This is a genomic window from Methylogaea oryzae (assembly GCF_019669985.1).
Classification (GTDB): Bacteria; Pseudomonadota; Gammaproteobacteria; order Methylococcales; family Methylococcaceae; genus Methylogaea; species Methylogaea oryzae.
Window position 1 is genome coordinate 2,884,118 of the sequence record NZ_AP019782.1, and the last position, 23,246, is coordinate 2,907,363.

Genomic DNA, 23,246 nt, shown 5'->3' on the forward strand with positions numbered 1-23,246 from the left:
GGCAAAGCAATCACAAAGGCAAACACATCTCGGCCATGGCCTCGATCTTCTTGGCGCTGCGCTGGGTCATGGGATTGGCCTCGTCCCAGGCGTAACCGGCCAGGATGGAACTGATCATAGCCTTGACGCTGGCCAGCTGGTTTTCCTCGAAAATCAGCCGTTGGAAGCGCCCGTCGTACCAGGCCTCCACGTAGGCGCGGAACACCTCGATGCCCTTGCGCAGGGCCTGCTCGTATTCCACCTGCCAGTCCACCGGCAGGCCTTGCAACTGCCGCTCCACCAGGGGCGCGGCCAGGGAGGCGGATTTCAAGGCGATGGTGACGCCGGAGGAAAACACCGGATCGAGAAACTCCCCGGCATTGCCCAGCAAGGCGTAGCCCTGGCCGTACAGGCTTTTGACGTTGGCGGAATAGCCGCCGATACGGTTGGCCGGGGTGTCGAAGCGGCTATCCGCCAGCAATTCGGCCAGACGCGGCTCCTCCGAGGCGATTTGCCGCAACAGCGCCAGCGGCTCGCCGCCGCGTTGGTCAAGAAATCCTTGCGGCGCCACCACGCCGAGGGAGCTGCGGCCGTTGCTGAAAGGGATCAGCCAATACCAGATTTCGTGGTGCTGGGGATGGATGGCGATGAGGATCTTGTCGCGGTCGTAATCGGCCACGGCGATACGGTCCTCGATGTGGGTGAACAGCGCCTGGCGCGGCGACAGCGACGAGGGCGTTTCCAGGTCGAGCAAGCGCGGCAGGACCCGGCCGAAGCCGCTGGCGTCCAGCACCATGGCGGCGGTCCAGTCCCGCTGCGCGCCCTCGGCATCGACGCTGGTCAGGCGCGCCCTGCCGGGGACGGAGAAGTCGGCGGCGACGATGCTGTGGCGGTAATGGATCGGCACGCCGCCGGCCTCGGCGGCCTCGGCCAGCGCGTGGTCGAAGCGGGCGCGCGGCACTTGGTAGGTGGTGCCCGGGCCGGCGCTGAATTTTTCCCGGAAATCGAATTCCGCCCGCCTGCCGCCGCAGGAAAAGGCCGCGCCGTTCTTGTGCTGGAAGCCTTCCGCCGCCACCGCATCCAACATCCCCGCCTCCTGCAGAAATTCCATGCACTGGGGCAGCAGGCTTTCGCCGATGGAGAAACGCGGAAACCGCTCTTTCTCCAGGATCACCACGCGGCGGCCCCGTTGCTTCAACAGGCTGGCCGCCACGCTGCCGGACGGGCCGGCGCCGATAATCAATACATCCGCGTCCATTTTTTCTTGATATCTCTCACCCGGTTAAAATGACGGCCCACGTCAGCGCTTACAGCCCAGCGAGCTCCTTCCATGCGGGAACCCCTGCACTCCCCTCAGCCAAACGAAGCCCCTTTTGCCCTCTACCGGGGCCGCCTAGTTACGCGCGGGAACTTGTGGTCCGACGTGCGGGAATTGGCGCGGCGGCTGCCCGAGCGGCCCTCGATGTTCAACCTGTGCGAAAACCGCTACCTGTTTTGCGTCAGCCTGTTGGCGGCGGCGTGGCGGGGACAGGCTTGCCTGCTGCCGCCCTCAAGCCAGGCGGCGGTGCTGCGGGAAATTGCGGACGATTATCCCGGCGCCTATGTGGCCGCCGAGCGGGAGGCGCAAGCGGCCGGCCTGCCCTGGTTCGAGGTGGCGGCAACCCAATCCGGAGCCGCCGCCCCGGAACCCGATTACGACTGGCGACACCCCGCCGTCATCGCCTTCACCTCGGGCAGCGGCGGCAGGCCCAAGCCCTGCGTCCACAGCCTCGGCACGTTCAGGACCTCGGCCCTGATGGCGCTGTCCAGCCTGGGCCTCGGACAACAACCGCGGCTGCTGCTGTCCACCACGCCGCCGCAACATATGTACGGCCTGGAAACCTCGGTGTTCTGGCCGCTGTTTTCCCGGCTGGTGCTGCACGACGGCAAGCCTTTCTTCCCCGAGGACATCCGCCGCATCGCGGCAAACGCCCCCTGGCCCGCCCTGCTGGCCTCCACGCCCACCCACCTGCGCGCCCTGGTCAAGGCACCCGGTTCCTGGGACGAAATCGCCGGCGTGATTTCCGCCACCGACGCCCTGCCCGAGCAGCTCGCCGGTCAAATAAAAACCGCCCTGGGGCGGTCTCCACACGAAATTTATGGTAGCACGGAGACTCTTTCATTCGCCAACCGCGAACCCTTGCGCGACAGCCTGTGGCGGCCCTACGCCGGCGCCCGGTTGATCCCCGACGCAGCCGGCCAAACCCGCCTGGAATCGCCCCACTTGCCCGACCCGGTTTGGCTGCAAGACGACTTGCGCATCGAGCCGGACGGCCGCTTCAACCTGCTGGGCCGGCAGCAGGATATGGTCAAGATCGGCGGCAAGCGCGCCTCCCTGGCCGAACTGAACCGGCGGCTCAAGGACATCGACGGGGTGGAAGACGGCTTTTGCTACCTGCAGGAAACCGAAACCGGCGAAGGCCGCCTCGCCGCCGTGGTGGTGGGAACGGCGGACAAGCAAAGCGTCCGCCAAGGCTTGCGGCCCTACGTGGACGAAGTGTTCCTGCCGCGCAGAGTGCATTTCGCCGAGTCGCTGCCGCGCAACGCGGTGGGCAAACTGACCAAAGCCGAATTGGAAAGGTTTTTGGCGAATTTGGCGTGAGACGATGCCCTAGATTCCCGCCTCGTAGGGCGGAACGGGCCAGCGGTTCCGCTGACGAGTAACGCGAACGATGCGGTTCGCCGACTCACCGCATCCTACAGTCCCACGCCCTCATTCGAACAGGCCGACGCCGGCTCGTTGTACAGCATCTCGCAGGCCGCTATCCAGCGTGGCCAACGGCAAACCTTCCCGCAACGCCAGCTCCAAGTAGGACGCATCGTAGGCGGATAGATTGTAACGGCGGGCAAGTTGGAGCGTGTCGCCCAGGCCTTGGGCGAAAGTGGCGGAATCGGCGGTAATCGCCATTTGTTGGATGAGTCCGAGAAATTCGGCGCTGCGCGCCTCCTTCAACCACCCCTTGGCTTCCGCTCTCGCTATCACGTTGCCGGCCTCCAGCGCCCAGATGGCCGGCACCAGCGCTTCGGCGCCGTCCTGTGCCATGCGTTGCAGGACGTGCGTGGCATAGGACAAATCCTCAGGCGATCCGTCGCCGAATAGCCAACGCATGGCTACCGAGTTGTCCAACACGAAACGCATCAATCGCGGCCTTCTTCCAGCAACGCTTTGATGTCCACGCCCTCGGCCCCTGCCGACTCGCGCATGAAGTCCTGCATGCGCAGCGCGGCTTGCCCGGCCTTGCGCTTGGCGGACGAGCCGGTGGGAGCCAGCTCCGCCACGGGCGATCCTCGATGGGTGATGATGAAGTGCTGGCCCGCTTGAACGTTGCGCAATAGCTCCGGTAAGTGGGTTTTAGCCTCATAAGCCCCAATTTCCGTCGTCATAGCCCTGTGCTCCTGGTTACGCCTTTAGGATCAGTGTATCGGCCGGTTGCCATAGCAACAAGGTTGCCTGCCGGACAGTTTGTAGGGGCCTCCACAAGGGGTAGCGCCATTTGAGACACCGCCGCCAATCTGTTAGCCTGCCCCCGCCTGTTGCGAGCGGATTCGCAAATCATCCTGCCCACAAGAAAAACCATGCGCGGCATCCACCGGGAATCCAAACAAGAAGCCTACGACGTGGCCATCGTCGGCGCCGGCATCGGCGGCTTGAGCACGGCGGCCTTGCTGGCGAAGGCGGGAAAATCGGTGCTGGTGGTGGAACGGCACGACCGGCCCGGCGGTTACGCCCACGGCTTCAAGCGGCGGGGCTTCCAGTTCGATTCGGGCGTGCACTTGGTCAGCGGCTGCGGCGCGGAGGGCTACCGCAACGGCAGCACCATCCACAGGATCGGCCGGGCGGCGGGGCTGGACACCGAAGCCTTGTTTCTGCCCGTTCCCGACTATGCCCGGGCGGTCTATCCGGAGTTCGAGGTGCCGTTGCGGGCGGGCGAAGCGGCTTTCGTCGACGGCCTGGCCGAGCGTTTTCCCCGGGAAAAAGACCGGCTGTTGGAACTGATGCGCCTGTGCCGGGCGCTGGCGGAAGAGGCCATGCTGGCGGAGGAAGTGCTGGCGCAAGGCCGCGGCAGCCGCGTCTCGCCGGCGCAGGCCCTGCCCAACCTGTTGCGCTACCGGCGCGCCAGCCTGGCCGAGGCGCTGGACGAGTTCCTCGCCGATCCGCGCCTGAAGAGCGTATGCGCTTCGCTGTGGCCGTACCTGGGCCTGCCGCCCGGCCGACTGTCCTTCCTCTACTGGGCCAGCATGATGGCGGGCTATACCTACGAGGGCGGCTACTACTGCCGCGGCAGTTTCCAGAACTACGCCAACCAGCTGGCCGCCGCCGTGGAGAAACAGGGCGGCGAAGTGCTGCTCAACTCCAGCGTGCGCCGCATCCGGGTGGAGCAAGGCCGGGCCTGCGGCATCGTGCTGGAAAACGGCCAGGTCATCCGCGCCGGGGCGGTGGTGTCCAACGCCGACGCGCGCCAGACGGCGGAGCTGTTGGTCGGGCGGGAGCATTTGCCGGACGGCCATTGGCAAGGATTGGAACAGCTCACCCCCTCCCTGTCGGTGTTCGTCACTTACATCGCCAGCGACTATCCCTTCGCCGAACGGGGCCACGCCCACGAGTCGTTCTTCTACGACTCCTTCGACCACGAACAAGGCTACGCCCTCACCCAGGCGGGCCGGCCCAACTGGTTCTCCGCCACCCTGCCCTGCCTGGCCGATCCGTCCCTGGCGCCGGCCGGCCAACACGTCCTGCTGCTGACTACCCTTTGCCCGTTCGACGTGGGCCAGTCCTGGCGGCAGGCCAAGGCGGGCTTCGAACGACAGCTGCTGGAAAAAGCCGAGTCGCGTTTCCCCGGCCTCAACGGCCGCCTGCTGCTGGTGGAATCGGGCTCGCCCCGCACGTTGGAGCGCTACACCCTCAACCGCCAGGGCGCCGCCTACGGCTACGCGCCCACCCCGGAACAGATCGGCCCCAACCGCCCCGGCGTGCGCGGCGCCCTGCCCGGCCTGTACCACACCGGCCACTGGACCCGCCCCGGCGGCGGCATCGCCGGCGTCAGCATTTCCGCTCAACTGGCCGCCCAGGCGGTGCTCGACATCCCCCGCCAGGAGGATTTCTGGCGGTCCCTGGGCGTGGAGGCTTAGCCGTGCCGCGCAAACGCTTGGCCGCCGCCGTTCGCTCGAGCCAGGCGCTGCGTCGCCGCTGCCGGCGCCTTTGGGCCAGCCATGGCGCCGGCCGCTGGCTGCGCGCCATCATCCGCGAGGCGACCGAGGAGCAGCTGGACCTGCGCGCCATGAGCCTGGTCTACACCACGCTGCTGTCCCTGGTGCCGCTGCTGGCGGTGAGTTTCTCGGTGCTGAAATCCTTCGGCATCCACAACCAGCTGCAACCGTTCCTGTCGGAGCTGTTCAAGCCGCTGGGGCCGCAAGGCGGGGAGCTGACGTCGAGGATCATCGGCTTCGTGGAGAACATGAACGTCGGCGTGCTGGGCAGTCTGGGCGTCGCCATGTTGTTCTACACGGTGGGTTCCATGCTGGAGAAAACCGAGGCGGCCTTCAACCACATCTGGCATGCCAAGTCGTCCCGGGGCATCGCGCGCCGCTTCAGCGACTACCTGAGCGTGGTGCTGGTGGGGCCGGTGCTGGTGTTCTCCGCCATCGGCATCATGGCGTCCATGGCCGCGTCGCAAACCGCCCAGAGCCTGCTCAACCGCGAGCTGTTCGGCGGCGTCTACCTGCTGCTGGGCGTCGTCGCGCCCTATGCCCTCATCGTGGCGGCGTTCACTTTCATCTACCTGTTCCTGCCCAACACCCGGGTGGCGTTCCGTTCCGCCCTCACCGGCGGCGCCTGCGCCGGCCTGGCCTGGAAAGCCCTGGGCTGGGGCTTCGCCGAATTCGTCGCCGGCTCCGCCAATTACGACGCCGTATACTCCAGCCTGGCCATCGCCGTCCTGTTCATGATGTGGTTGTACCTGAGCTGGCTGGTGATATTGCTGGGCGGCCGGGTGGCTTTCCTGCACCAGTATCCGGCCTATCTCGCCTTCGAACGCCGCCGCCCCACCCTCGGCAACCGCCAGAAGGAATGGGCGGGATTGGCGATGATGCTGTTGATCGCCGAGCGCTTCGCGCGAGGGCAGCGGCCGTGGACGCTGGAGGCGTTGTGCCAGCACCTGCGCTTGCCCGTCGACGCCGCCCGCGAACTGCTGCGCGAACTCGTCCGGCACGGCTTGCTGTTCTGCATGGACAACGGCGAGGAGTCCTACCTGCCGGCCAAGGACCTCGCCGCCGTCAGCCCGCGCGACGTTTACCAGGCCATACGCGGCGAAGCGGCCGCGTCCCACGGAATACAGGATGCACCCGTCGAACTGGCGTCGCGGCTTTGCGGGCAAGCGGAGGCCGCCGGCTTGGAGGCCTTGGAGCAGCGCTCGCTGTTGCAGTTGATCGAGGCCGGCGGCGGCTAATCGTCGCCGGGCAGCCCGTCCCCGGCGAACACGAACGTCCCATAACCCAGCGCCCGCGCCAGCCATTGGATGATCGGCGCGGCCGGGTCGTCGTAACGGGCGGACACGCCCAAATCGGCCAACTGCGTCACGGCCAGGCCGGCGTAGCCGCAGGGGTTGATGCGGCCGAAGGGACCTAAATCCATGTCCACGTTCAGGCTGAGGCCATGGTAGCAACCGCCTTGGCGCACCCGCAGGCCCAGGGACGCGATTTTCGCGCCGTCCACGTAGACGCCGGGCGCGCCTTCCCGCGGTTCCGCTCTGATGCCGTATTGGGCCAGGGCGGCGATCACCGCCTGTTCCAGCATTTGCACCAGCACCTTCACGCTCAGGTTCAGCCGGCGCAAGTCCAGCAGCGTATAAAGCACCAACTGGCCGGGGCCGTGGTAAGTGACCTGGCCGCCCCGATCGCTGCGCAGCAGGGGGACGTCGCCGGCGTCCAGCACGTGCTCGGGCTTGCCAGCCACGCCCTGGGTATACACCGGCGGGTGTTCGACGATCCAGATTTCGTCGGGGGTGTCGGCACCCCGCGCGTCGGTGAAGGCGCGCATGGCTTGCCAGGTGTCCTGGTAATCGCGGCGGCCGAGGCGGCGTAGGTGCAGGGGGTTTTTAGACGTTGGCGACATAGGCGTATTGCGGTCGTCGGATGGTCGATAGGCCTAGGACTTTCCTCGCCCCAGCCCCGGGGAGAAGGAACATCGGGCGGAACGGGCGGCGGTGCCGCCCCGCCGGGGCTTACAGCAAAAACACCGTGGCCAGGCCGAGGAAGATGAAAAAGCCCATGCCGTCGGTGATGGCGGTAAGCAGCACGCTGGTGCCCATGGCCGGGTCCAGGTGCAGCTTGTGGCGCATCAGCGGCACGGCCAGGCCGACCATGGCGGCCAGCAGCAAGTTGAGCATCATGGCCGAGGCCATCACCAAGGCCAGTCGCTCGTCGCCGTACAAGCCCCAGGCGAACAGGCCGATGACGGTGCCCCACACCGCGCCGTTGAGGAAACCGATGGACAGCTCCTTGGCGATAAGCCGGCCGGCGTTGGCCGGGGTGATCAGGTCCAGCGCCAGGGAGCGCACGATGAGGGTGCTGGTTTGCGTGCCGGTGTTGCCGCCGATGCCGGCAACGATGGGCATGAGGGAAGCCAGGGCGACGATGTGGGCGATGGTGTTTTCGAACAGGCCGATGACGCGCGTGCTGAGGAAAGCCGTGACCAGGTTGACGGCCAGCCAGAACCAACGGTTCTTGGCGGACTTCCACACGCTGGAGAACAGGTCTTCTTCCTCCAGCAGGCCGGCCTGGGCCAGCATGTCTTCTTTGGACTTTTCGCGGATGTGATCGAGGATGGCGTCCACGCCGATACGGCCTTGCAGGCGGTTTTCCCGGTCCACCACCGGGGCGGACAACAGATCGTAGCGTTCGAAGGCGCGGGCGGCGTCTTCCGCGTCGGCGTCCAACTGGAAGCTGACCACGTCGCGGCTCATGATGTCCGCCACCGGCGCGTCGGGCGAATTGACCAGCAGCCTTTGCAAGGGCAGCACGCCGCGCAGCAGGTTTTGCTTGTCCACCACGAACAGCTTGTCGGTGTGCTCCGGCAGCTCGCCGCGGCGGCGCAAATAACGCAGCACCACGCCCAGGGTGATGTCTTCGCGGATGGTGACCATGCCGAAGTCCATCAGCGACGCCACCGTGTCCTCCTCGTGGCCCAACACCGACTCCAAACGGGCGCGGTTTTGGTGGTTCAAGGACTCCAGCAGCTCCTGCATCACCTCTTCGGGCAACACCGGCGCCAGGTCGGCGATTTCGTCCGTGTCCAGCTGCTCGGTGGCGCTGAGCAGCTCGTGCCGGTCCATGTCGGAAATGAGCGTTTCCCGCACGGCGTCGGACACGTCCAACAGGATCTGGCCGTCCAGTTCCGACTTGACCAGGTTCCACACCAGCAAACGCTGCTCCAGGGGCAGCGCTTCCAGGATATAGGCGATGTCGGCGGAGTGGAGCTGGTCGAGCTTGTGTTTGAGCGCGGCCTGCTGCTGCTTGTGCAGCAAAGTTTCCACCAATTGGTGGCGCGGCATGGCTTGCTGTTGCACCACGGCCTCTTCCAACCGCTGCTTGTTGAGCAGTTCGAGGACCTGCTCCAGGTGCTGTTTCAGCTTTTCTTCGGACTGGGTGTTGTTCGCTTCAGCCATACCGCCTGCTTTGCATCCGTGGACCGGCAACGGTCCAGAGTAAGGGTGAGTTCGCCGCCGGGCGGCTTCGGCGGAGCGGTTAAAGCGCCATCAGCACGGCCTCGCTGGAAGACAATTCACGATAGATGGCGTCCAGCTGCTCCTGGCTGACGGCGCGCACGGTCACCGTCACGGACAGGTAACGGCCGTTGCGGCTGGGGCGAATCGCCACGGCGTTTTCCCGCAGGTCGGGCGCGTGGCGGCGCACCAATTCCAGCACCGTCGCCTCGAAGCCTTCCCCGTCCCGGCCCATGGCCTTGATGGGAAAGTCGCAGGGAAAAGTCAACAGCGGTTGGGCCGCTTCGCTCATTGCCCCCTCCGCGCCTTAGCCTTGAAGTCCTGGTACAGCGCATCCATGCGCCGCCAGGCCGCGCCGGCCTGGCCGTTGCCCACCGGCTTGCCGTCCAGTTCGATCACCGGCACGATCTCGCGGGTGGAACTGGTCACCCAGATTTCCTCGGCGCTTCGCAGGACATCCAAGGAGATATCGCCCTCGCGGGCGGCAATGCCGTTTTCCTGGGCGATTTCCAGAATCAGGTCGCGGGTAATGCCCGGCAGCAGTTCCGGCCCCTTGGGGGGCGTCACCAGCACGCCGTCGAGCAAGGCGAACACGTTGGCGGCGGCGGCTTCGGTCACCAGGCCGTCGCGCGCCAGGATGGCCTCCGCCGCACCTTGGTCCACCGCTTCCTGGCGCAGCAGGATGTTGCCCAGCAAGGCGATGGATTTGATGTGGCACAACTTCCAGCGGATGTCGTCCAGCACCACGGCCTTGATGCCGGCGGCGCGGTCGAAGGACACGATGGGCGAGCACATGGCGAACACCGTCGGCTGGTATTGGGCCGGCAGGGCATGGTCGCGCTTGCCGGCGTAGCCGCGGGTGATCTGCAGGTAGACGTACTGGTCGTGCTCGCCGTCGATGAGGCGCTGCAGCGCGTTTTCCAACTCGTCCATGGACAACGGCGGAGCCATGCGGATGCCCGCCAGGCTGGCCTCCAGGCGGCGCCAGTGTTCCGACCAGCGCAACATGCGCCCGCCATAAACCGGGATCACTTCGTAGACGCCGTCGGCGAACAGGAAACCGCGATCCAGCACCGACACCTGAGCTTGGTCCAGGGGCAGGAAGCGGCCGTTCAGGTAAACATCGGGCATGTCGTTTGCCATAAGTCCCGGCACTGCCTCAATGCATTATCATGCGTATATTGTCCATCATGCGCCGGAATATCCCGCCGGCGGCCACATCGGCCAAAGCCACCAGCGGCGCCTGGGTGATCACCTCGTCATTCAGGTAAATGTTCACCCGGCCCAGCACCTGGCCCTTGGCGATGGGCGCGGCGATTTCCTTGTCCATGTCCATGGTGGCCTTCAGCTTTTCGTACTGCTTGCGCGGAATGGTCACATACAAGTCTTCGCGCAATCCCATGGGCGCCGCGGACTCCGCGCCTTTCCACACCTTGGCCTCGGCCAGCTTCTCGCCCGCCTTGTACAACGGCCGCGTTTCAAAGAAACGGAAACCGTAGTTGAGCAGGGCTTGGTTGGAGGAAGCGCGGGCTTCGTCGCTCTTGGTGCCCAACACCACCGAGATCAAACGCATGCCGTCGCGCAACGCCGACGCCACCAGGCAGAAACCGGCGGCTTCCGTGTGCCCGGTCTTCACGCCGTCCACGGTCTCGTCGCGCCACAACAATTTGTTGCGGTTCATCTGCTTGATGCCGTTGAAGAAAAACTCCTTCTGCGAATGCCACTTATAGTATTGGGGATACTCGCGGATGATGGCGTGGGTGACGATGGACATGTCGCGGGCGGTGGTGTAGTGCTGCGCCTGGACTTCCGGCGTCACGTCGCCGTGGCTGTTGATGAAATGGGAGTTCTTCATGCCCAGGCGCTCGGCCTGCTGGTTCATCATCTGGGCGAAAATGGTCTCGTCCCCGGCGATGTGTTCGGCCAGGGCGACGCTGGCGTCGTTGCCGGATTGGATAATCATGCCCTTGATGAGGTCTTCCACCGGCACTTTTTTGCCCACCTCGATGAACATGCGCGAGCCTTCGGTGTGCCAGGCCTTCTGGCTGATGGTGACCAGGTCGGTGAGTTTGAGGTTGCCGTTGCCCAGCTCGCGAAACACCACGTAAGCCGTCATGATCTTGGTAAGGCTGGCCGGCGGCAAGCGTTCGTCGGCATTGGACTCGACCAGCACCCGGCCGCTGTGGAAATCCTCGACGTAATAGGCTTTGGCGGGCAACTCGGGCGCGGCGGGGATCATGATCTGCATTTGCGGCTCATCCGCAAAAGCCGGGCCCAGGTTCCATAGAGCCAAGGCCAAAACGGCAACCGCATACCAGGAATGTGATTTACAATATGTGTTGTTCACGGCGTATCGCGATGGTCTGGAAGGAGGGAGATAAGCGCCCTCTATTCTAGCCTTACAAGCCCTGCACCACCAGCCGCGCGAGCCCGCCCGTCGCGGATTTGTGCATGAAGCACCAAAATAGAGCGGAGCGATCCGGCCGGCGACATCGCCCCTCCGCGAGCGCCGGCGATGCCGCACCGCGAGAAAAACCGCCCGCATCCGGCGGCGGCCCCGCCCGCCGACGACCACGAACATCAACGACCCTGACGGACTACCCCCAGCCACATGTTAGCTATGCTGCGCACCCTCGCCTGCCTGTTCTGCCTGGCCCTGACGGCTGGTGCGGTTCAGGCGGCCGAACCGACCTTCCTGGCGATCAACTATCACGACATCATCGACGAAGAAGAACGGGTGCCGCCCTTCGACCGGGTGGCGGTGAGCCGCGATCACTTCGAAAGCCACTTCGCCTGGCTCAAGCAGCAAGGCTACCGCGTGGTCAGCGTGCAGGACGTATTGGACGCCGCCGACGGCAAACGCAGCTTGCCGGCCAAGGCGGTGCTGCTGACCTTCGACGACGGCTACCAGAGCTTCTATACGAAAGTCTTCCCGCTGCTGAAAAAATACAACTACCCGGCCACAGTGGCCCTCATCGGCACCTGGATGGACCGCTCCGTGAAGCCGGACATGCCCGGCGACAAGCAGATACTCACCTGGGAACAGGCGCGCGAGCTGGCCCGCTCGGGCCTGGTGGAAATCGCCTCCCACAGCTACGGCCTGCACCAGGGCATCCCGGCCAATCCCCAGGGCAACGAACAGGGCGCCGCCGTGGCGCGCCGCTACAACAAAGAAACCGGCCGCTACGAGGACGACGAGGCCTACCGCAAGCGCATCCACGACGCCATGGAGCAAAGCGCCGACTTCATTTTCCAAAACGTCGGCGTGCGTCCCCGCGTCATGGTCTGGCCCTACGGCGAATACAACGAAATCACCCTGGAAGCCGCGAAGGAAGCCGGCATGCCCATCACCATGGGCCTGAAGGACGGCGCCAATACCCTGGCGGACCTGCGCGCCATGAAGCGATTGTTGATCGCCGACGATCCCAACCGGGAACAGTTCGCCGGTATCGTCACCGGCCTGCGGGCCGCCCTGCCGCAGCGGGTGGCGCACGTGGACATGGACTACATCCACGACCCCGATCCGGCGCAAACCGAACGCAACCTGGGCGCCCTGATCGAGCGCATCCGCGACATGGGCATCAGCACCGTCTACCTGCAGGCCTATTCCGACCCGGACGGCGACGGCAACGCCGAGCAGCTGTACTTCCCCAACCGCCACCTGCCGGTGCGTCAGGACCTGTTCAACCGCGTCGCCTGGCAGCTGAAAACGCGGGCCGGCGTCAAGGTGTACGCCTGGATGCCCATGATGGCGTACAAGGCCAAGCTGCCGGACGACTGGTACGTCAAGGAATGGCGCGACGGCAAGGCGCAAACCGCCGGCCACATCTACACCCGCCTCTCGCCGTTCAACCCGGAGGCGCGCCGCTGGGTGGGCGAGCTGTACGAAGACCTGGCCAAGCACTGCGCCTTCGACGGCATCCTGTTCCACGACGACGGCATTCTCTCCGACTTCGAGGACGCCTCGCCGCAGGCGTTGGCCTATACCCGCGACGTGTGGGGATTGCCCGGCGATTTCGCCGCCCTGCACGCCACGCCCAAGATGCGCCTGGCCTGGGCCCAGCGCAAAACCGGCCTGATGATCGAATTCACCGATTACCTGGCGGACAAAGTGCGCCTCTACCGGCCCTACATCAAAACCGCGCGCAACTTTTACACGCTGCCCCTGCTGCAACCGGAAAGCGAGGAGTGGTATGCCCAGTCCTTCCCGGCCTTCCTCAAAGGCTACGACTACGTCGCCGTCGAGGCCATGCCTTTCATGGAAAAAGCCGCCGACCCGGACCGCTGGCTGGCGGAAGTGGTCAAGCGCGCCGCCGCCCACAAGGACGGCCTGAGCAAGACGGTGTTCGAGCTGCAAAGCATGGACTGGAACACGCAGAAACCGGTGCCCATGGAAACCTTCAACCGCCAAGTGGACATGCTGCGCAAGCTGGGCGCCGTCCATATTGGCTACTACCCGGACAATGCCCATAATGACCAGCCGCGCCTGTCCGATCTCCAACAACACTTCGCTTTACCCCGTTAGGCCCCACCATGGCTGACTTCGATCTATTGGTTCACGCAGGCCACCAAACCCTGCCCTGGGAGGCGCTGCTGGACGACGCCCAGTATTGGCTGCACGAAGCGGTGCGCGGCTACAACCACTTGGCCCGCTGGAAATACTGGGACGACCTGACGGACCTGGCGGCCCGCTTCATCTTCTATTACCCGCTGCTCATGGCCTACGTCTGGATGATCGGCGCCATCATCTACTACTTGCGCTGGGAACGGCGCAACAACGACCCGGAAAACCTGCCGGCGCTACCGCACTATCCGCCGGTGTCCATACTGGTACCCTGCCACAACGAAGCGGACAACGTGCGGGAAACCGTGGAATTCCTGCTGAAGCAGAAATACCCCGATTTCGAGATCATCGCCATCAACGACGGCAGCAAGGACAACACCTTGGAAATCCTGCTGGAGCTGGCCGACATCCACCCCCAGTTGCGGGTGGTGAATCTCGCCACCAACCAGGGCAAGGCCATGGGATTGCGCACCGCCGCCCTGCTGGCGAAAAACGAATACCTGGTGTGCATCGACGGCGACACCCTGCTGGGCCTGGAAGCGGTCACCTGGATGGTGCGCCACTTCATCGACGATCCCAAAGTCGGCGCCATCACCGGCAACCCCCGCATCCGCAACCGCTCCACCCTGCTGGGCCGGGTGCAGGTGGGCGAATTCTCCGCCATCGTCGGCACCATCAAGCGCGCCCAGCGCACCTACGGCCGGGTGTTCACCGTGTCCGGCGTCATCGCCGCCTTCCGCAAGTCGGCCCTGCACCAGGTGGGCTACTGGAGCAACGACATGATCACGGAGGACATCGACATCAGCTGGAAGCTGCAACTGGCCGGCTGGGACATCCGCTTCGAGCCCAACGCCCTGTGCTGGGTGCTGATGCCGGAAACCCTCAAAGGCCTGTGGAAGCAGCGGGTGCGTTGGGCCCAAGGCGGCGCCGAGGTGCTGTTCCGTTACGGCCGCGACATGCTGCGCCGCACCTCCCTGGCCATGTGGCCCCTGTATTTGGAATGCGTGGTCAGCATCTCCTGGTCGTTCCTGGTGGTGGCCTTGATGCTCTACCTGCCCATCGACCTGTTCACCGAGTCGCGCCGCGAGCAACTGGCGGACCTGTCCCCCAGCTGGACCAGCATGCTGCTGAGCGTCACCTGCCTGATCCAATTCGCCGTCAGCCTGTCCATCGACTCCCATTACGAACGCCGCACCGGCGGCATGTCGCGCTATTACTACTGGATGATCTGGTACCCCATCGTTTATTGGATGATCAACGTCGGCACCACCGTCACCGGCTTCGTCAAGGCCATGCGCAAAACCCGCGGCACTCGCGCGGTGTGGGTAACCCATGACCGCGGCTTGCGGCCCAAAAGATGAATTCCGGCTGCGCCGTTTATGTTCCAACCCCGCGCCGCCTGCCGCGCCACATCCTTGGCCGGCCGACCCGAATCGACAGGGTGTAATCCAATGAGCGACCTGATTATCAACGTCCCCCATCTGCAAACCTTCCAGCAGCGCTTCGGCGCCTTCGTGGTGACGGTCACCTGCTGGCTGCTGTGGCTGTATTTCCTGGTTCCCATCGTCACCTTGAGCGGCTGGCTCATGGGCCTGCGCCAACTGGCCAAGGAGATCCGCTGGTTCGGCGGCTACAAAAGCCTCATGGAGCTCATGGAGCTGTACGGTGAAGCCGTGCTGGTCATCGTCGCCCTGTGGTTGTGCTGGACCCTCCTGACCAGCCTTCGACGCTCGCCTCCCGGCCAACAGCCGCCGCCGGTGGGCAAAGCCGAGCTGTGCCAGGCCTACGCCGTCGCGCCGGCCGATCTGGACCGCTGCCAAAACGCCCAACGCATCACCGTGCATTTCGACGACCACGGGCATATCGTGCAAATGGAATCCGCCGCGGCCGCCGACGAACCGGCGGGCGCAGCGGTTGCGCCAGGCGCGTAGCGATACCGCGCGGTAAAGCCATCGCCGGCCTCCGCCGCGGCGACCGCTCCGAGCAACCGCCGATTAGCAAACACACCCAAGCTCCTCCGAAACGCGGAACGACCACGCCATGACCGACACAGCCCTGCCCCGCTTGGTGCTAACCCCCGGCGAACCGGCCGGCATCGGCCCCGATTTGGCCGTGCAGGCCGCCCAGCGGGAGCTGCCCTGCGAACTGGTGGCGGTGGCCGATCCCGCCCTGCTGAGGCAACGGGCCGAGCAACTGGGCTTGCCGCTGCGCATCGACGATTTCGATCCGAACCAGCCGGCGATCCACCGCCCCGGTCGATTGCAAACGCTGCCCGTCGCCCTGCGCGGTCCCGTCCAACCGGGCCGCCTCGACGCCGCCAACGCCCCCTATGTGCTGGACACCCTGCGCGCCGCCGCCGCCCTGTGCCGATCGGGCCGCAGCCAGGCCCTGACGACCGGCCCGGTGCATAAAGGGGTCATCAACGACGCCGGCATCCCCTTCACCGGCCATACGGAATTCCTGGCGGAACTCACCGGCGGCTATCCGGTGATGATGTTGGCGGCGCCCGGCCTGCGGGTTGCGCTGGCCACCACCCACCTGCCCTTGCGCCAAGTGGCCGACGCCGTTACCCGTCCCGTGCTGGAGAAGGTTTTGCGCATCCTCCACGGCGACCTGCGGCAACGCTTCGGCCTCGCCGCGCCGCGCATCCTGGTGTGCGGACTCAATCCCCACGCCGGCGAAGGCGGCCATTTGGGAAGGGAAGAAATCGACGTCATCGAACCGGTGCTGGCCCAACTCAGAACCGAGGGCATGGACCTGCAAGGCCCGCTGCCGGCAGACACCCTGTTCATCCCCAAATACCTGCAACACACCGACGCGGTATTGGCCATGTACCACGACCAGGGCCTGCCGGTGCTCAAGCATCTGGGCTTCGGCCAAGCCGTCAACATCACCTTGGGCCTGCCCATCATCCGCACCTCGGTGGACCACGGTACGGCGCTGGATTTGGCCGGAACCGGCCGAGCCGACGCGGGCAGCCTTTACGCCGCCTTGGAAACCGCCATGGACATGGCGCGCCACAGCACAACCACGCGAAACTGATATGCAACACCAAGCCCGCAAACGCTTCGGCCAGAATTTCCTCCACGACGAAAGCGTCATCAATGCCATCGTCGGCGCCGTCCATCCGCTGCCCGACGAACACCTGGTGGAAATCGGCCCCGGCCAGGGCGCCCTGACCCGGCCGCTGCTGCGCGGCTGTCGCCGCCTCGACGTGCTGGAAATCGACCGCGACCTAGTGGCGCGCCTGCAACGCCAGTTCGACGGCGAAGCCAAACTGCGCATCCACAGCGCCGACGCCTTGCAGTTTCCCTTGAGCGAACTGGTGGAAAACGGCGAAAGGCTGCGCGTTATCGGCAACCTGCCCTACAACATTTCCACGCCGCTGCTGTTCCGCCTGTTCGAACAGAACGACTGCATCGAGGACATGCACTTCATGCTGCAAAAGGAAGTGGTGGAGCGCCTGTGCGCCCGGCCGGGGGACGACGCCTACGGCCGTTTGAGCGTCATGACGCAATACCACTGCGATGCGGAGGCGCTGTTCGAGGTCTACCCGGAAAGCTTCCACCCGCAGCCCAAAGTCACCTCCAGCGTCTTCCGCCTCACCCCGCACCGGCAGCCGCCGGTGGCGGTCGCCAATCTCCACGACCTGGAGCAAGTGGTGGCCAAAGCCTTTTCGCAGCGGCGCAAAACCTTGCACAACGCCCTCAAAGGCCTGCTCGACGACGACGGCATCGAGCAAGCCGGCGTCGATCCGCGCGCCCGCGCCGAAACCCTGTCCCTGGCGGACTATGCCCGCCTGGCCCAAGCGCTGCAAGGCAAGCAAGGTTGACTTAAACCCGCGCCCCGCGCGCATAATATGCAGTTAGCGAAGGCGCCGCACCGGACGCCGCATCGCCCCACCACCAACAGTAGACTGGAATCGAAACCGATGAAAAAACTTGTGTTCGCCCTGCTGGCCGTCTCGGCCCTGACCGGTTGCGGCCGCCAGGAGAAGCTCACCCTGGAACAAGCTCTGCTCGCCAAGATGGAAGCCGATTCCGACCTGAAGGACTACAAGATCGACCCCAAGGACATGACCGGCTGCGTGCTGGAAGAAATCGCCCAATCCTTGCCGGTGATGCCCGTGGATACCCGTCGCGGCGCTTACTACGAAGCCTATGCGAAATTCCTGACCATCGCCAATTCACAGGAAGCGCAGAAGGCCATCGACGAGGCCGCGCAACTGTTCGGCTCGGTTAAGGAAGCCCGCAAAGCGGCGCTGAGCATCACCGAGCACATCGTCAGCTGCATGGGCCGCCTGACCGACCAACGCGAACCGGAACAGCGTCCGGCAGCGCCCGCCAAACCGGCCACCTGAAGCGGACCCGCCATGCGTTTTCTGCACACCATGATCCGCGTCGGCGATTTGGAAAGATCGCTGCGGTTTTATACCGAAGTGCTGGGCATGAAGCTGTTGCGCCAAATGGACTTCCCCGAAGGCAAGTTCACCCTGGCCTTCGTCGGCTACGGCGACGAAAGCCGCGACACGGTGCTGGAGCTCACCTACAACTACGGCGTGGAAAAATACGAATTGGGCAACGCCTTCGGCCACATCGCCATCGGCGTGGAAAACGTCTATCAATCCGTGGAGAAAATCCGCGCGGCCGGCGGCAAGGTGGTGCGTGAAGCCGGCCCCATGATGCACGGCAATACGGTTATCGCCTTCGTGGAAGATCCCGACGGTTATAAAATAGAATTGTTGGACGCAGCTTCATTCGGCTGATTTTCCCCGCTTTTCCCCCATTGAATACCGCCGGTTTCACCCTCAGCCGGCGGTATTGCCCGCCAATTTATTCCTCCGGACGCATCCCCCACTTTTCCGCCGAGCCACGTACCCAAGCGCACGGCCAGAGGGTAAAATGCCTGGGAAACCGTCACTTTCCCAGCGCCAACCAGGCATGACTGTCAATCGACCAAACAGCGAAACTGTGACGCTCGGCAAATATAAAGTTGTCCGGGAATTGGGACGCGGCTCGATGGGCATCGTATACGAGGGTTTCGACCCGGTATTGGGCCGCGAAGTAGCGCTAAAAACCATACGCAAGGATTTACTGCAGCACAGCGCCAAATACGACGCCGACAATATTCTCGAGCGGTTTCGCCGCGAAGCCCAAGCCGCCGCCCGCCTGAACCACCCCAACGTCGTGGTGGTCTACGACTACGCCGAGGACGGCGACACGGTGTTCATCGCCATGGAGATGATACACGGCAAGGAGTTGGAGGATTTTTTCCGCCACAAGCAGCGCTTCGTGTTGAAAACCGCCGTGGACATCATGTGCCAGCTGCTGGATGGACTGGCGTATTCCCACCGCAACAACATCATCCACCGCGACATCAAACCCGCCAACATCATCCTGCTCGACGGCGGCAGCCGGGTGAAAATCGCCGACTTCGGCATCGCCCGCATCGACACATCGGAATTGACCCAAACCGGCGAAGTCATGGGCACGCCCACCCATATGGCGCCGGAGCAATTGATGGGAAAACAGGTCGACGGGCGCGCCGACCTGTTCTCGGCGGGCGTCATTTTCTATCAGTTGCTGACCGGCGAAAAACCTTTCAGCGGCAACAACATCACGGCGGTCATGCACAGCGTGTTGACCGGCGAACCCGCGGCGCCCACCAAACTCAACCCCTTGTTGCCGCCGATTTGCGACGCCATTGTCGCCAAGGCGCTCGCCAAGAACGCCGCCGACCGCTACCAGAACGCCGAAGAATTCAACGCGGCGCTCAACGGCTTACGCAAACAAATGGTGATGGCGGCCAGCGCGGCCGCATCAGCCAATGCCCGCCCGGCACTCGCCAGGGAAGCCGTAGCTCCGGCTCCGGCTCCGGCTCCGGCTCCGGCTCCGGCTCCGGCTCCGGCTCCAGCTCCAGCTCCAGCTCCAGCTCCAGCTCCAGCTCCAGCTCCAGCAACGGCAACGGCAACGCAGAGACATCCTCCCGCCACCCTGGAGGAATGGGTCGCCTATCTGACCAAACAGGAATTGCCGATCTTTTCCCACACCGCCTTGCGCATCAACCAGGCGATGAACTCCAAAGCGGCCGGCGCCATGGAGTTGGCGCGCATTATCCAGCAGGACCCCACCCTGACCGCCAAGCTGCTGAAGCTGGGAAACAGCCCTTATTACAATCCGTCCCGCCAAAAGCTGCCCAACATCAGCCGGGCCATCATCATTCTGGGCATCAAGAACATCCACAACCTCGCCATCGCCTGCTCCTACATGGAATCCGCAGCCTCGCGGCACAACAGCGAGGAAATCAACCGACTCATCGCCAACTCGCTGCATGCCGCCGTGCAAGCCAAGGCCTTCGCCATGCTGGCGGGCGACCCTTTCCCGGAAGAGGTGTTCGTCGCCGCCCTGATGAATAATTTCGGGCGCGTGGCTTTCTGGTGTTACGGCCAAGGGGCGTGCGTGCGGATCCGCCAGTTGATCGCCTCCGGCGTCGCCGCCACGGAAGCGGAGCGGCGCGTATTGGGCTTCACCCTCAAGGAACTGGAAGCGGCCCTATGCAAAGCCTGGCAGTTGGGCGGATTGATCGAGGAGTGCATCGCCGACGCGGACGCGTCGGGCAGTTATAGAACCAAGCTGGTTCACTACAGCCATAAGCTTGTCGACGAACTGGAACAAGGCCTGGATGCGCCCGGCGCGCAGGAAAGCCTGGACCAACTCACCGCCATCACGCAGAAATCCGCCGCCGAGCTGCGCCCCATCGTCGTGGAAAACGCCGAGCAAGCCGTGGCCGTCGCGGCCCAATTGGGCGCCCGCAGCCTGGCTCATTTTATCGTCACGCCGACCTTGGCGGACGACGAACCCGCCGAAAACGGCGGCGAAGAGGCCGTTGCCGTTAGCGCCGCCGGGCTCGGCTCCGTCAATATCGAGGAAAGAGTCCGCGTTCTGCAGGACATTTCCAATATGCTCAACAGCACCATCGATATCAGCGCGCTGTTCGAGAAAGTCATGGAAGGCATGCAGAAAATCATCGGCATGGACCGCGTCATGTTCGCGGCGATCACCCCGAATCACGCAACGCTCCGGGAGAAATCGTCGAAAGGCATGGGCGGCGAATACCGCAAGGGCGTTTTGGAATTCGACATCCGCCACGAGAAAAACATCTTCTCTTTCGCGCTGTCGGAAAACGGCGGAAGCTGGATCATCCCGCAACGGGACGAAGCCATGCAGAAATTCTTCACCCCCAGCGTACGCGGCCAGTTGGGGCAGAACGAATGTTTCGTCATGCCCATCAGCATCAACAAAACCGTGATCGGCTTGTTTTACGCCGACCGGGGCAACAGCGACCGCCCTCTGGATCTGGGAGCCTTCAACGTATTCGTCGAGCTGGTGCAACAGGCGAATATCGGCATGAACCTGTCGACCAAAAAGGTTTAGCGCGCCGCGAGAACCGCGGCCGTCGAGTTCCCGCGCGGAACGGCGGGAACCCGGGCAAGCCGCTAGGCGATCCGCTGCGTGACGACCTGGTAGGCTTCCTTAATGACTTTCTGCTTCTCCATCTCGGCGCCCAATTCGTTGTCGATGTCGCTGGTGAGCCGTTGCATGATGACCTTGGCGATTTCGCCTTTCTGCGCGTCGAAATAGGCCAGCAGCTCTTCCTCCAATTCCTCGAAGTAGTTCTTGATGCCGCGCCGGGCGTATTTGTTGATTTGCTCCTGCTGCTTGCGGGTGTAATCCAACAAACCGCCCTTGTAATAGTCCAGGGCATAATCGATGTCGTTGGAACGGCGCGTGACGCCCTTGGCCTGCTTGGCGCCGGCGGCAAGGGCGCCGTGGATTTGGTTCAGCTTGTCCAGTCCCAAGGCCAGCATTTGCTTGACGTTGTCGTTGGGGCCGACCAGATTCATGGACTTGGCGATCTCCAACGCCGCGTCGGCGTTTTTTTGCAGCAACTCGACGAGGTTGGGCTCCTGCCGCGCCTCGGCGCCGGACAGGCTGGTCATAATGGCCCGCCCCAGTTCGTCGATGATGTTGCCGTAGTCGAACAGGAACACGTCGCACATGCCTTTCAAGCGATTGAGCATGTCGCGGCCGCTGAGGCGATCCTGCAACGACTCCATCAACTCCTCCGGCAACGCGTCCACCTGGGTGATGGCATCCAACAGCTGGCGCAGGTATTGGCGCACGATCTGGTCTTCCAACAGCTTCTGCAACTGGGCGCGGAAGGTGTTCTGGATGCGCAGGTTTTCTTCGATCTTGTGCGGCAGTCGGCTCACCACGCTGTGGGAGTCCAAGCCTTTGAGCAACTCGTTTTTCAGCGCCTTGCGATCCAGGCCGTCGATGGCCATGGTAATTTGCTCGGCCAGTTGCGCCTGGTCTTGCTCGCGCCAGAACTCGAAGTCCGGCAATACCTCGGTGCGCAACTGCTTGACGTGCTCCTCCACCGTGTCGCGCAAGCGCTCGATGATGTCGTGTTGGCGCTTGGACAATTCCCCAGCAATAAAGGAGTTCTTCATGCCGTCATCGCTCTTGTTTTTATAAGACTGGAACAACGGCTCCAGCTTATCACGCAAACGGTTCGCCAAGTCCTGGTATTCGCTGCGCGCCTCCTCCAGGAATTCCGCCCGGGCGGTATTGGCCAGGTATTCGAACAGATGGGCACGGAACAGCGCGAAGCTCTTGGCCTCTTCCAGGGAGCGAATGTAGTTTTCCGCCTCGCCCCTGACCGGAATCTTGCCGATGGCCTTTTCCAGAGCGTCCACGTGCTCGCGGATCTTGCCGCTTTTCTCCAGCTTGCCGTCCTGGATCAGTTTGAGCAGCAGGTAGTTGAGGGCCGATACGCGAAACACCCGGTCCTTGGCGATGTGGAAGCCGTAGTGCTCGATCTTTTCCTCGAAATTGGCCAGCTCTTCCTTTTTATGCTGCAGGCTCAGCACGTCCCACTGGTTGATGACCCAGAAGGCCCTTTGCAGCACCCGCTTGCGCTGACTGTGCACTTCCGCCAGCAGCTCGATCTCCTCGCCTTCCAGCAGGTGGAACACCTTCATGGCGATGACGAAGGCCTTGGCGTCGTTTTCCACGTAGGACTTGGTCACCTTGCGGTGGCGCGGGTTGACCACGCCCAGGCCGGGCAAATCCACCAGCACCACGTTTTCCGGGATATTGACGTCGGCCAGGTAAATTTCGGCCTTGTCCACGAACAGCACGTCTTCGTAGTCTTCCGTCACGTAGCCGGTAAGGTCCGCCAGGGCGATTTCCTTCACCGCGCCGGTTAGCTTGTTCCAGCCGGCGACCAGCACCTTCAACTCGTCGAAGAACTTCTGCTTGTTGAAGCTGCCGAACTGGCTACGGTGCTGCTCGATATCCTTGGTGAGCTTGCCCATCAGCTCGCTGTTGCCCAGCTTCTGGTAGCCGTCGCTGGGTTTGCGCAGCTCCTTGGCCAACTCTTCCACATACAGGCACTTCAGCTCTTCCCGTTCGGCCTCGTCCAGATAGTGGATAACGGCCCGATTGAGCTTGCCGCGGCGGATCAGGGTAGGGATGGCGGTGAAGGACTTGGTGGCCTGGGGCAGGATGTCGTCGCCCAGCACGGCGTTGATGATGGTGCTCTTGCCGGCGGAAAAGGCGCCGAGAAAGGCCACGGGAAATTCAGGCGACTTGAGCCGCTCCAGCCAGTTGCGCTTGCGGCCGATGAAATATTTGAAGTCCTCGCCAAGGTCCAGATAGGGTTCGGCGGCGTCATAGGCCTCGAACAACCGGCTGAACGCCTTGACGTAGTTGCTGTAATCCGATTCTTTCATCGATGAGTTCCCATCATGGCTGCGACAACCGGCCCTTCCCCGCTACCCCGTGTTCGGCCGGCGTAAATGAGCGATATGTTACCACTTGTGTCGCGGCCTTAGCGCCGCTTTGTGCAAGCCGATCGGCGGGGGCGTGCGGCGGATTTGT

The 23,246-nt window shown here is 63.8% G+C and carries 20 protein-coding genes; 11 read left to right on the top strand and 9 right to left on the bottom strand.

The annotated features are described in order from the left end of the window. Positions 1-10: 10 nt before the first annotated feature. Complete coding sequence (locus K5607_RS12595) at positions 11-1,237, bottom strand: NAD(P)/FAD-dependent oxidoreductase (RefSeq protein WP_221047219.1); 1,227 nt, start codon at positions 1,235-1,237, stop codon at positions 11-13. Between the two features lie 153 nt (positions 1,238-1,390). Between K5607_RS12595 and K5607_RS12600 the strand changes: the two genes are divergently transcribed. After that, positions 1,391-2,620 (top strand): AMP-binding protein, encoded by a 1,230-nt coding sequence (locus tag K5607_RS12600; protein WP_246598858.1) that lies wholly within the window; start codon positions 1,391-1,393, stop codon positions 2,618-2,620. Positions 2,621-2,731: 111 nt separating this feature from the next. Here the strand turns inward: K5607_RS12600 and K5607_RS12605 are convergent, their stop codons facing one another. Both K5607_RS12605 and K5607_RS12610 read right to left on the bottom strand, forming a co-directional pair. Next, positions 2,732-3,157, bottom strand: coding sequence for a type II toxin-antitoxin system VapC family toxin (locus K5607_RS12605; protein WP_221047221.1), 426 nt, complete (start codon positions 3,155-3,157; stop codon positions 2,732-2,734). After that, positions 3,157-3,402, bottom strand: a complete 246-nt coding sequence (locus tag K5607_RS12610; RefSeq protein WP_054774505.1) for a type II toxin-antitoxin system Phd/YefM family antitoxin — start codon at positions 3,400-3,402, stop codon at positions 3,157-3,159. Before K5607_RS12610 ends, K5607_RS12605 begins: the two co-directional genes overlap by 1 nt. A 192-nt stretch (positions 3,403-3,594) precedes the next feature. Between K5607_RS12610 and K5607_RS12615 the strand changes: the two genes are divergently transcribed. Together K5607_RS12615 and K5607_RS12620 are read left to right on the top strand one after the other, a co-directional pair. Then, a complete protein-coding gene (locus K5607_RS12615; RefSeq protein ID WP_221047222.1) occupies positions 3,595-5,148 on the top strand; it encodes a phytoene desaturase family protein in 1,554 nt (517 codons plus the stop codon). A gap of 2 nt (positions 5,149-5,150) precedes the next feature. Then, the gene (locus tag K5607_RS12620) at positions 5,151-6,464 is read left to right on the top strand and encodes a YhjD/YihY/BrkB family envelope integrity protein (RefSeq protein WP_221047223.1); all 1,314 of its coding nucleotides are present in this window, start codon (positions 5,151-5,153) and stop codon (positions 6,462-6,464) included. Here the strand turns inward: K5607_RS12620 and lipB are convergent. From lipB to K5607_RS12645, 5 genes are all read right to left on the bottom strand, one after another. Next, a complete protein-coding gene (lipB, locus tag K5607_RS12625; protein ID WP_221047224.1) occupies positions 6,461-7,129 on the bottom strand; it encodes a lipoyl(octanoyl) transferase LipB in 669 nt (222 codons plus the stop codon). The genes K5607_RS12620 and lipB overlap by 4 nt on opposite strands. Before the next feature lie 109 nt (positions 7,130-7,238). Then, positions 7,239-8,681 (bottom strand): magnesium transporter, encoded by a 1,443-nt coding sequence (gene mgtE / locus K5607_RS12630; protein ID WP_221047225.1) that lies wholly within the window; start codon positions 8,679-8,681, stop codon positions 7,239-7,241. Between the two features lie 79 nt (positions 8,682-8,760). Continuing rightward, on the bottom strand, positions 8,761-9,030 hold the full coding sequence (locus tag K5607_RS12635) for a YbeD family protein (RefSeq protein WP_221047226.1): 270 nt from the start codon (positions 9,028-9,030) through the stop codon (positions 8,761-8,763). Further along, a complete protein-coding gene (locus tag K5607_RS12640; RefSeq protein ID WP_246598859.1) occupies positions 9,027-9,869 on the bottom strand; it encodes an aminotransferase class IV in 843 nt (280 codons plus the stop codon). Before K5607_RS12640 ends, K5607_RS12635 begins: the two co-directional genes overlap by 4 nt. A gap of 28 nt (positions 9,870-9,897) precedes the next feature. Beyond that, the gene (locus tag K5607_RS12645; protein ID WP_082411510.1) at positions 9,898-10,986 is read right to left on the bottom strand and encodes a D-alanyl-D-alanine carboxypeptidase family protein; all 1,089 of its coding nucleotides are present in this window, start codon (positions 10,984-10,986) and stop codon (positions 9,898-9,900) included. 372 nt (positions 10,987-11,358) lie between these two features. Between K5607_RS12645 and pgaB the strand changes: the two genes are divergently transcribed. The 8 genes from pgaB (at position 11,359) to K5607_RS12685 (ending at position 20,735) form a co-directional block, all read left to right on the top strand. After that, a complete protein-coding gene (gene pgaB / locus K5607_RS12650) occupies positions 11,359-13,263 on the top strand; it encodes a poly-beta-1,6-N-acetyl-D-glucosamine N-deacetylase PgaB (protein WP_246598860.1) in 1,905 nt (634 codons plus the stop codon). Positions 13,264-13,271: 8 nt separating this feature from the next. Next, on the top strand, positions 13,272-14,663 hold the full coding sequence (pgaC, locus tag K5607_RS12655; protein WP_221047228.1) for a poly-beta-1,6-N-acetyl-D-glucosamine synthase: 1,392 nt from the start codon (positions 13,272-13,274) through the stop codon (positions 14,661-14,663). 90 nt (positions 14,664-14,753) lie between these two features. Then, positions 14,754-15,233: a poly-beta-1,6-N-acetyl-D-glucosamine biosynthesis protein PgaD gene (pgaD, locus tag K5607_RS12660; RefSeq protein ID WP_221047229.1), complete on the top strand. Its 480-nt coding sequence runs from the start codon at positions 14,754-14,756 to the stop codon at positions 15,231-15,233. Between the two features lie 109 nt (positions 15,234-15,342). Further along, positions 15,343-16,344: a 4-hydroxythreonine-4-phosphate dehydrogenase PdxA gene (gene pdxA, locus K5607_RS12665; RefSeq protein ID WP_221047230.1), complete on the top strand. Its 1,002-nt coding sequence runs from the start codon at positions 15,343-15,345 to the stop codon at positions 16,342-16,344. Between the two features lies 1 nt (position 16,345). Beyond that, entirely contained in the window at positions 16,346-17,134 is a 789-nt protein-coding gene (rsmA, locus tag K5607_RS12670) for a 16S rRNA (adenine(1518)-N(6)/adenine(1519)-N(6))-dimethyltransferase RsmA (RefSeq protein WP_054774416.1), read from the top strand. A 99-nt stretch (positions 17,135-17,233) separates the two neighbouring features. Next, a complete protein-coding gene (locus K5607_RS12675) occupies positions 17,234-17,662 on the top strand; it encodes a hypothetical protein (RefSeq protein ID WP_054774415.1) in 429 nt (142 codons plus the stop codon). A 12-nt stretch (positions 17,663-17,674) separates the two neighbouring features. Further along, positions 17,675-18,067 carry a lactoylglutathione lyase gene (gloA, locus tag K5607_RS12680; RefSeq protein WP_221047231.1) on the top strand — a complete coding sequence of 131 codons (393 nt, stop codon included), beginning with the start codon at positions 17,675-17,677 and terminating at the stop codon, positions 18,065-18,067. Between the two features lie 175 nt (positions 18,068-18,242). Next, positions 18,243-20,735 (top strand): serine/threonine protein kinase, encoded by a 2,493-nt coding sequence (locus tag K5607_RS12685; RefSeq protein WP_281427704.1) that lies wholly within the window; start codon positions 18,243-18,245, stop codon positions 20,733-20,735. A 62-nt stretch (positions 20,736-20,797) separates the two neighbouring features. Here the strand turns inward: K5607_RS12685 and K5607_RS12690 are convergent, their stop codons facing one another. After that, the gene (locus tag K5607_RS12690; RefSeq protein WP_221047233.1) at positions 20,798-23,098 is read right to left on the bottom strand and encodes a dynamin family protein; all 2,301 of its coding nucleotides are present in this window, start codon (positions 23,096-23,098) and stop codon (positions 20,798-20,800) included. Positions 23,099-23,246 lie beyond the last annotated feature (148 nt).

Coding starts and splice junctions, on each gene's coding strand:
- K5607_RS12595 (WP_221047219.1), bottom strand. CDS start 1,237: ATGGACGCGGATGTATTGATTATCGGCGCCGGCCCGTCCGGCAGCGTG.
- K5607_RS12605 (WP_221047221.1), bottom strand. CDS start 3,157: ATGCGTTTCGTGTTGGACAACTCGGTAGCCATGCGTTGGCTATTCGGC.
- K5607_RS12610 (WP_054774505.1), bottom strand. CDS start 3,402: ATGACGACGGAAATTGGGGCTTATGAGGCTAAAACCCACTTACCGGAG.
- K5607_RS12615 (WP_221047222.1), top strand. CDS start 3,595: ATGCGCGGCATCCACCGGGAATCCAAACAAGAAGCCTACGACGTGGCC.
- lipB (WP_221047224.1), bottom strand. CDS start 7,129: ATGTCGCCAACGTCTAAAAACCCCCTGCACCTACGCCGCCTCGGCCGC.
- mgtE (WP_221047225.1), bottom strand. CDS start 8,681: ATGGCTGAAGCGAACAACACCCAGTCCGAAGAAAAGCTGAAACAGCAC.
- K5607_RS12635 (WP_221047226.1), bottom strand. CDS start 9,030: ATGAGCGAAGCGGCCCAACCGCTGTTGACTTTTCCCTGCGACTTTCCC.
- K5607_RS12640 (WP_246598859.1), bottom strand. CDS start 9,869: ATGCCCGATGTTTACCTGAACGGCCGCTTCCTGCCCCTGGACCAAGCT.
- K5607_RS12645 (WP_082411510.1), bottom strand. CDS start 10,986: ATGCAGATCATGATCCCCGCCGCGCCCGAGTTGCCCGCCAAAGCCTAT.
- pgaB (WP_246598860.1), top strand. CDS start 11,359: ATGCTGCGCACCCTCGCCTGCCTGTTCTGCCTGGCCCTGACGGCTGGT.
- pgaC (WP_221047228.1), top strand. CDS start 13,272: ATGGCTGACTTCGATCTATTGGTTCACGCAGGCCACCAAACCCTGCCC.
- pgaD (WP_221047229.1), top strand. CDS start 14,754: ATGAGCGACCTGATTATCAACGTCCCCCATCTGCAAACCTTCCAGCAG.
- pdxA (WP_221047230.1), top strand. CDS start 15,343: ATGACCGACACAGCCCTGCCCCGCTTGGTGCTAACCCCCGGCGAACCG.
- rsmA (WP_054774416.1), top strand. CDS start 16,346: ATGCAACACCAAGCCCGCAAACGCTTCGGCCAGAATTTCCTCCACGAC.
- K5607_RS12675 (WP_054774415.1), top strand. CDS start 17,234: ATGAAAAAACTTGTGTTCGCCCTGCTGGCCGTCTCGGCCCTGACCGGT.
- gloA (WP_221047231.1), top strand. CDS start 17,675: ATGCGTTTTCTGCACACCATGATCCGCGTCGGCGATTTGGAAAGATCG.
- K5607_RS12685 (WP_281427704.1), top strand. CDS start 18,243: ATGACTGTCAATCGACCAAACAGCGAAACTGTGACGCTCGGCAAATAT.
- K5607_RS12690 (WP_221047233.1), bottom strand. CDS start 23,098: ATGAAAGAATCGGATTACAGCAACTACGTCAAGGCGTTCAGCCGGTTG.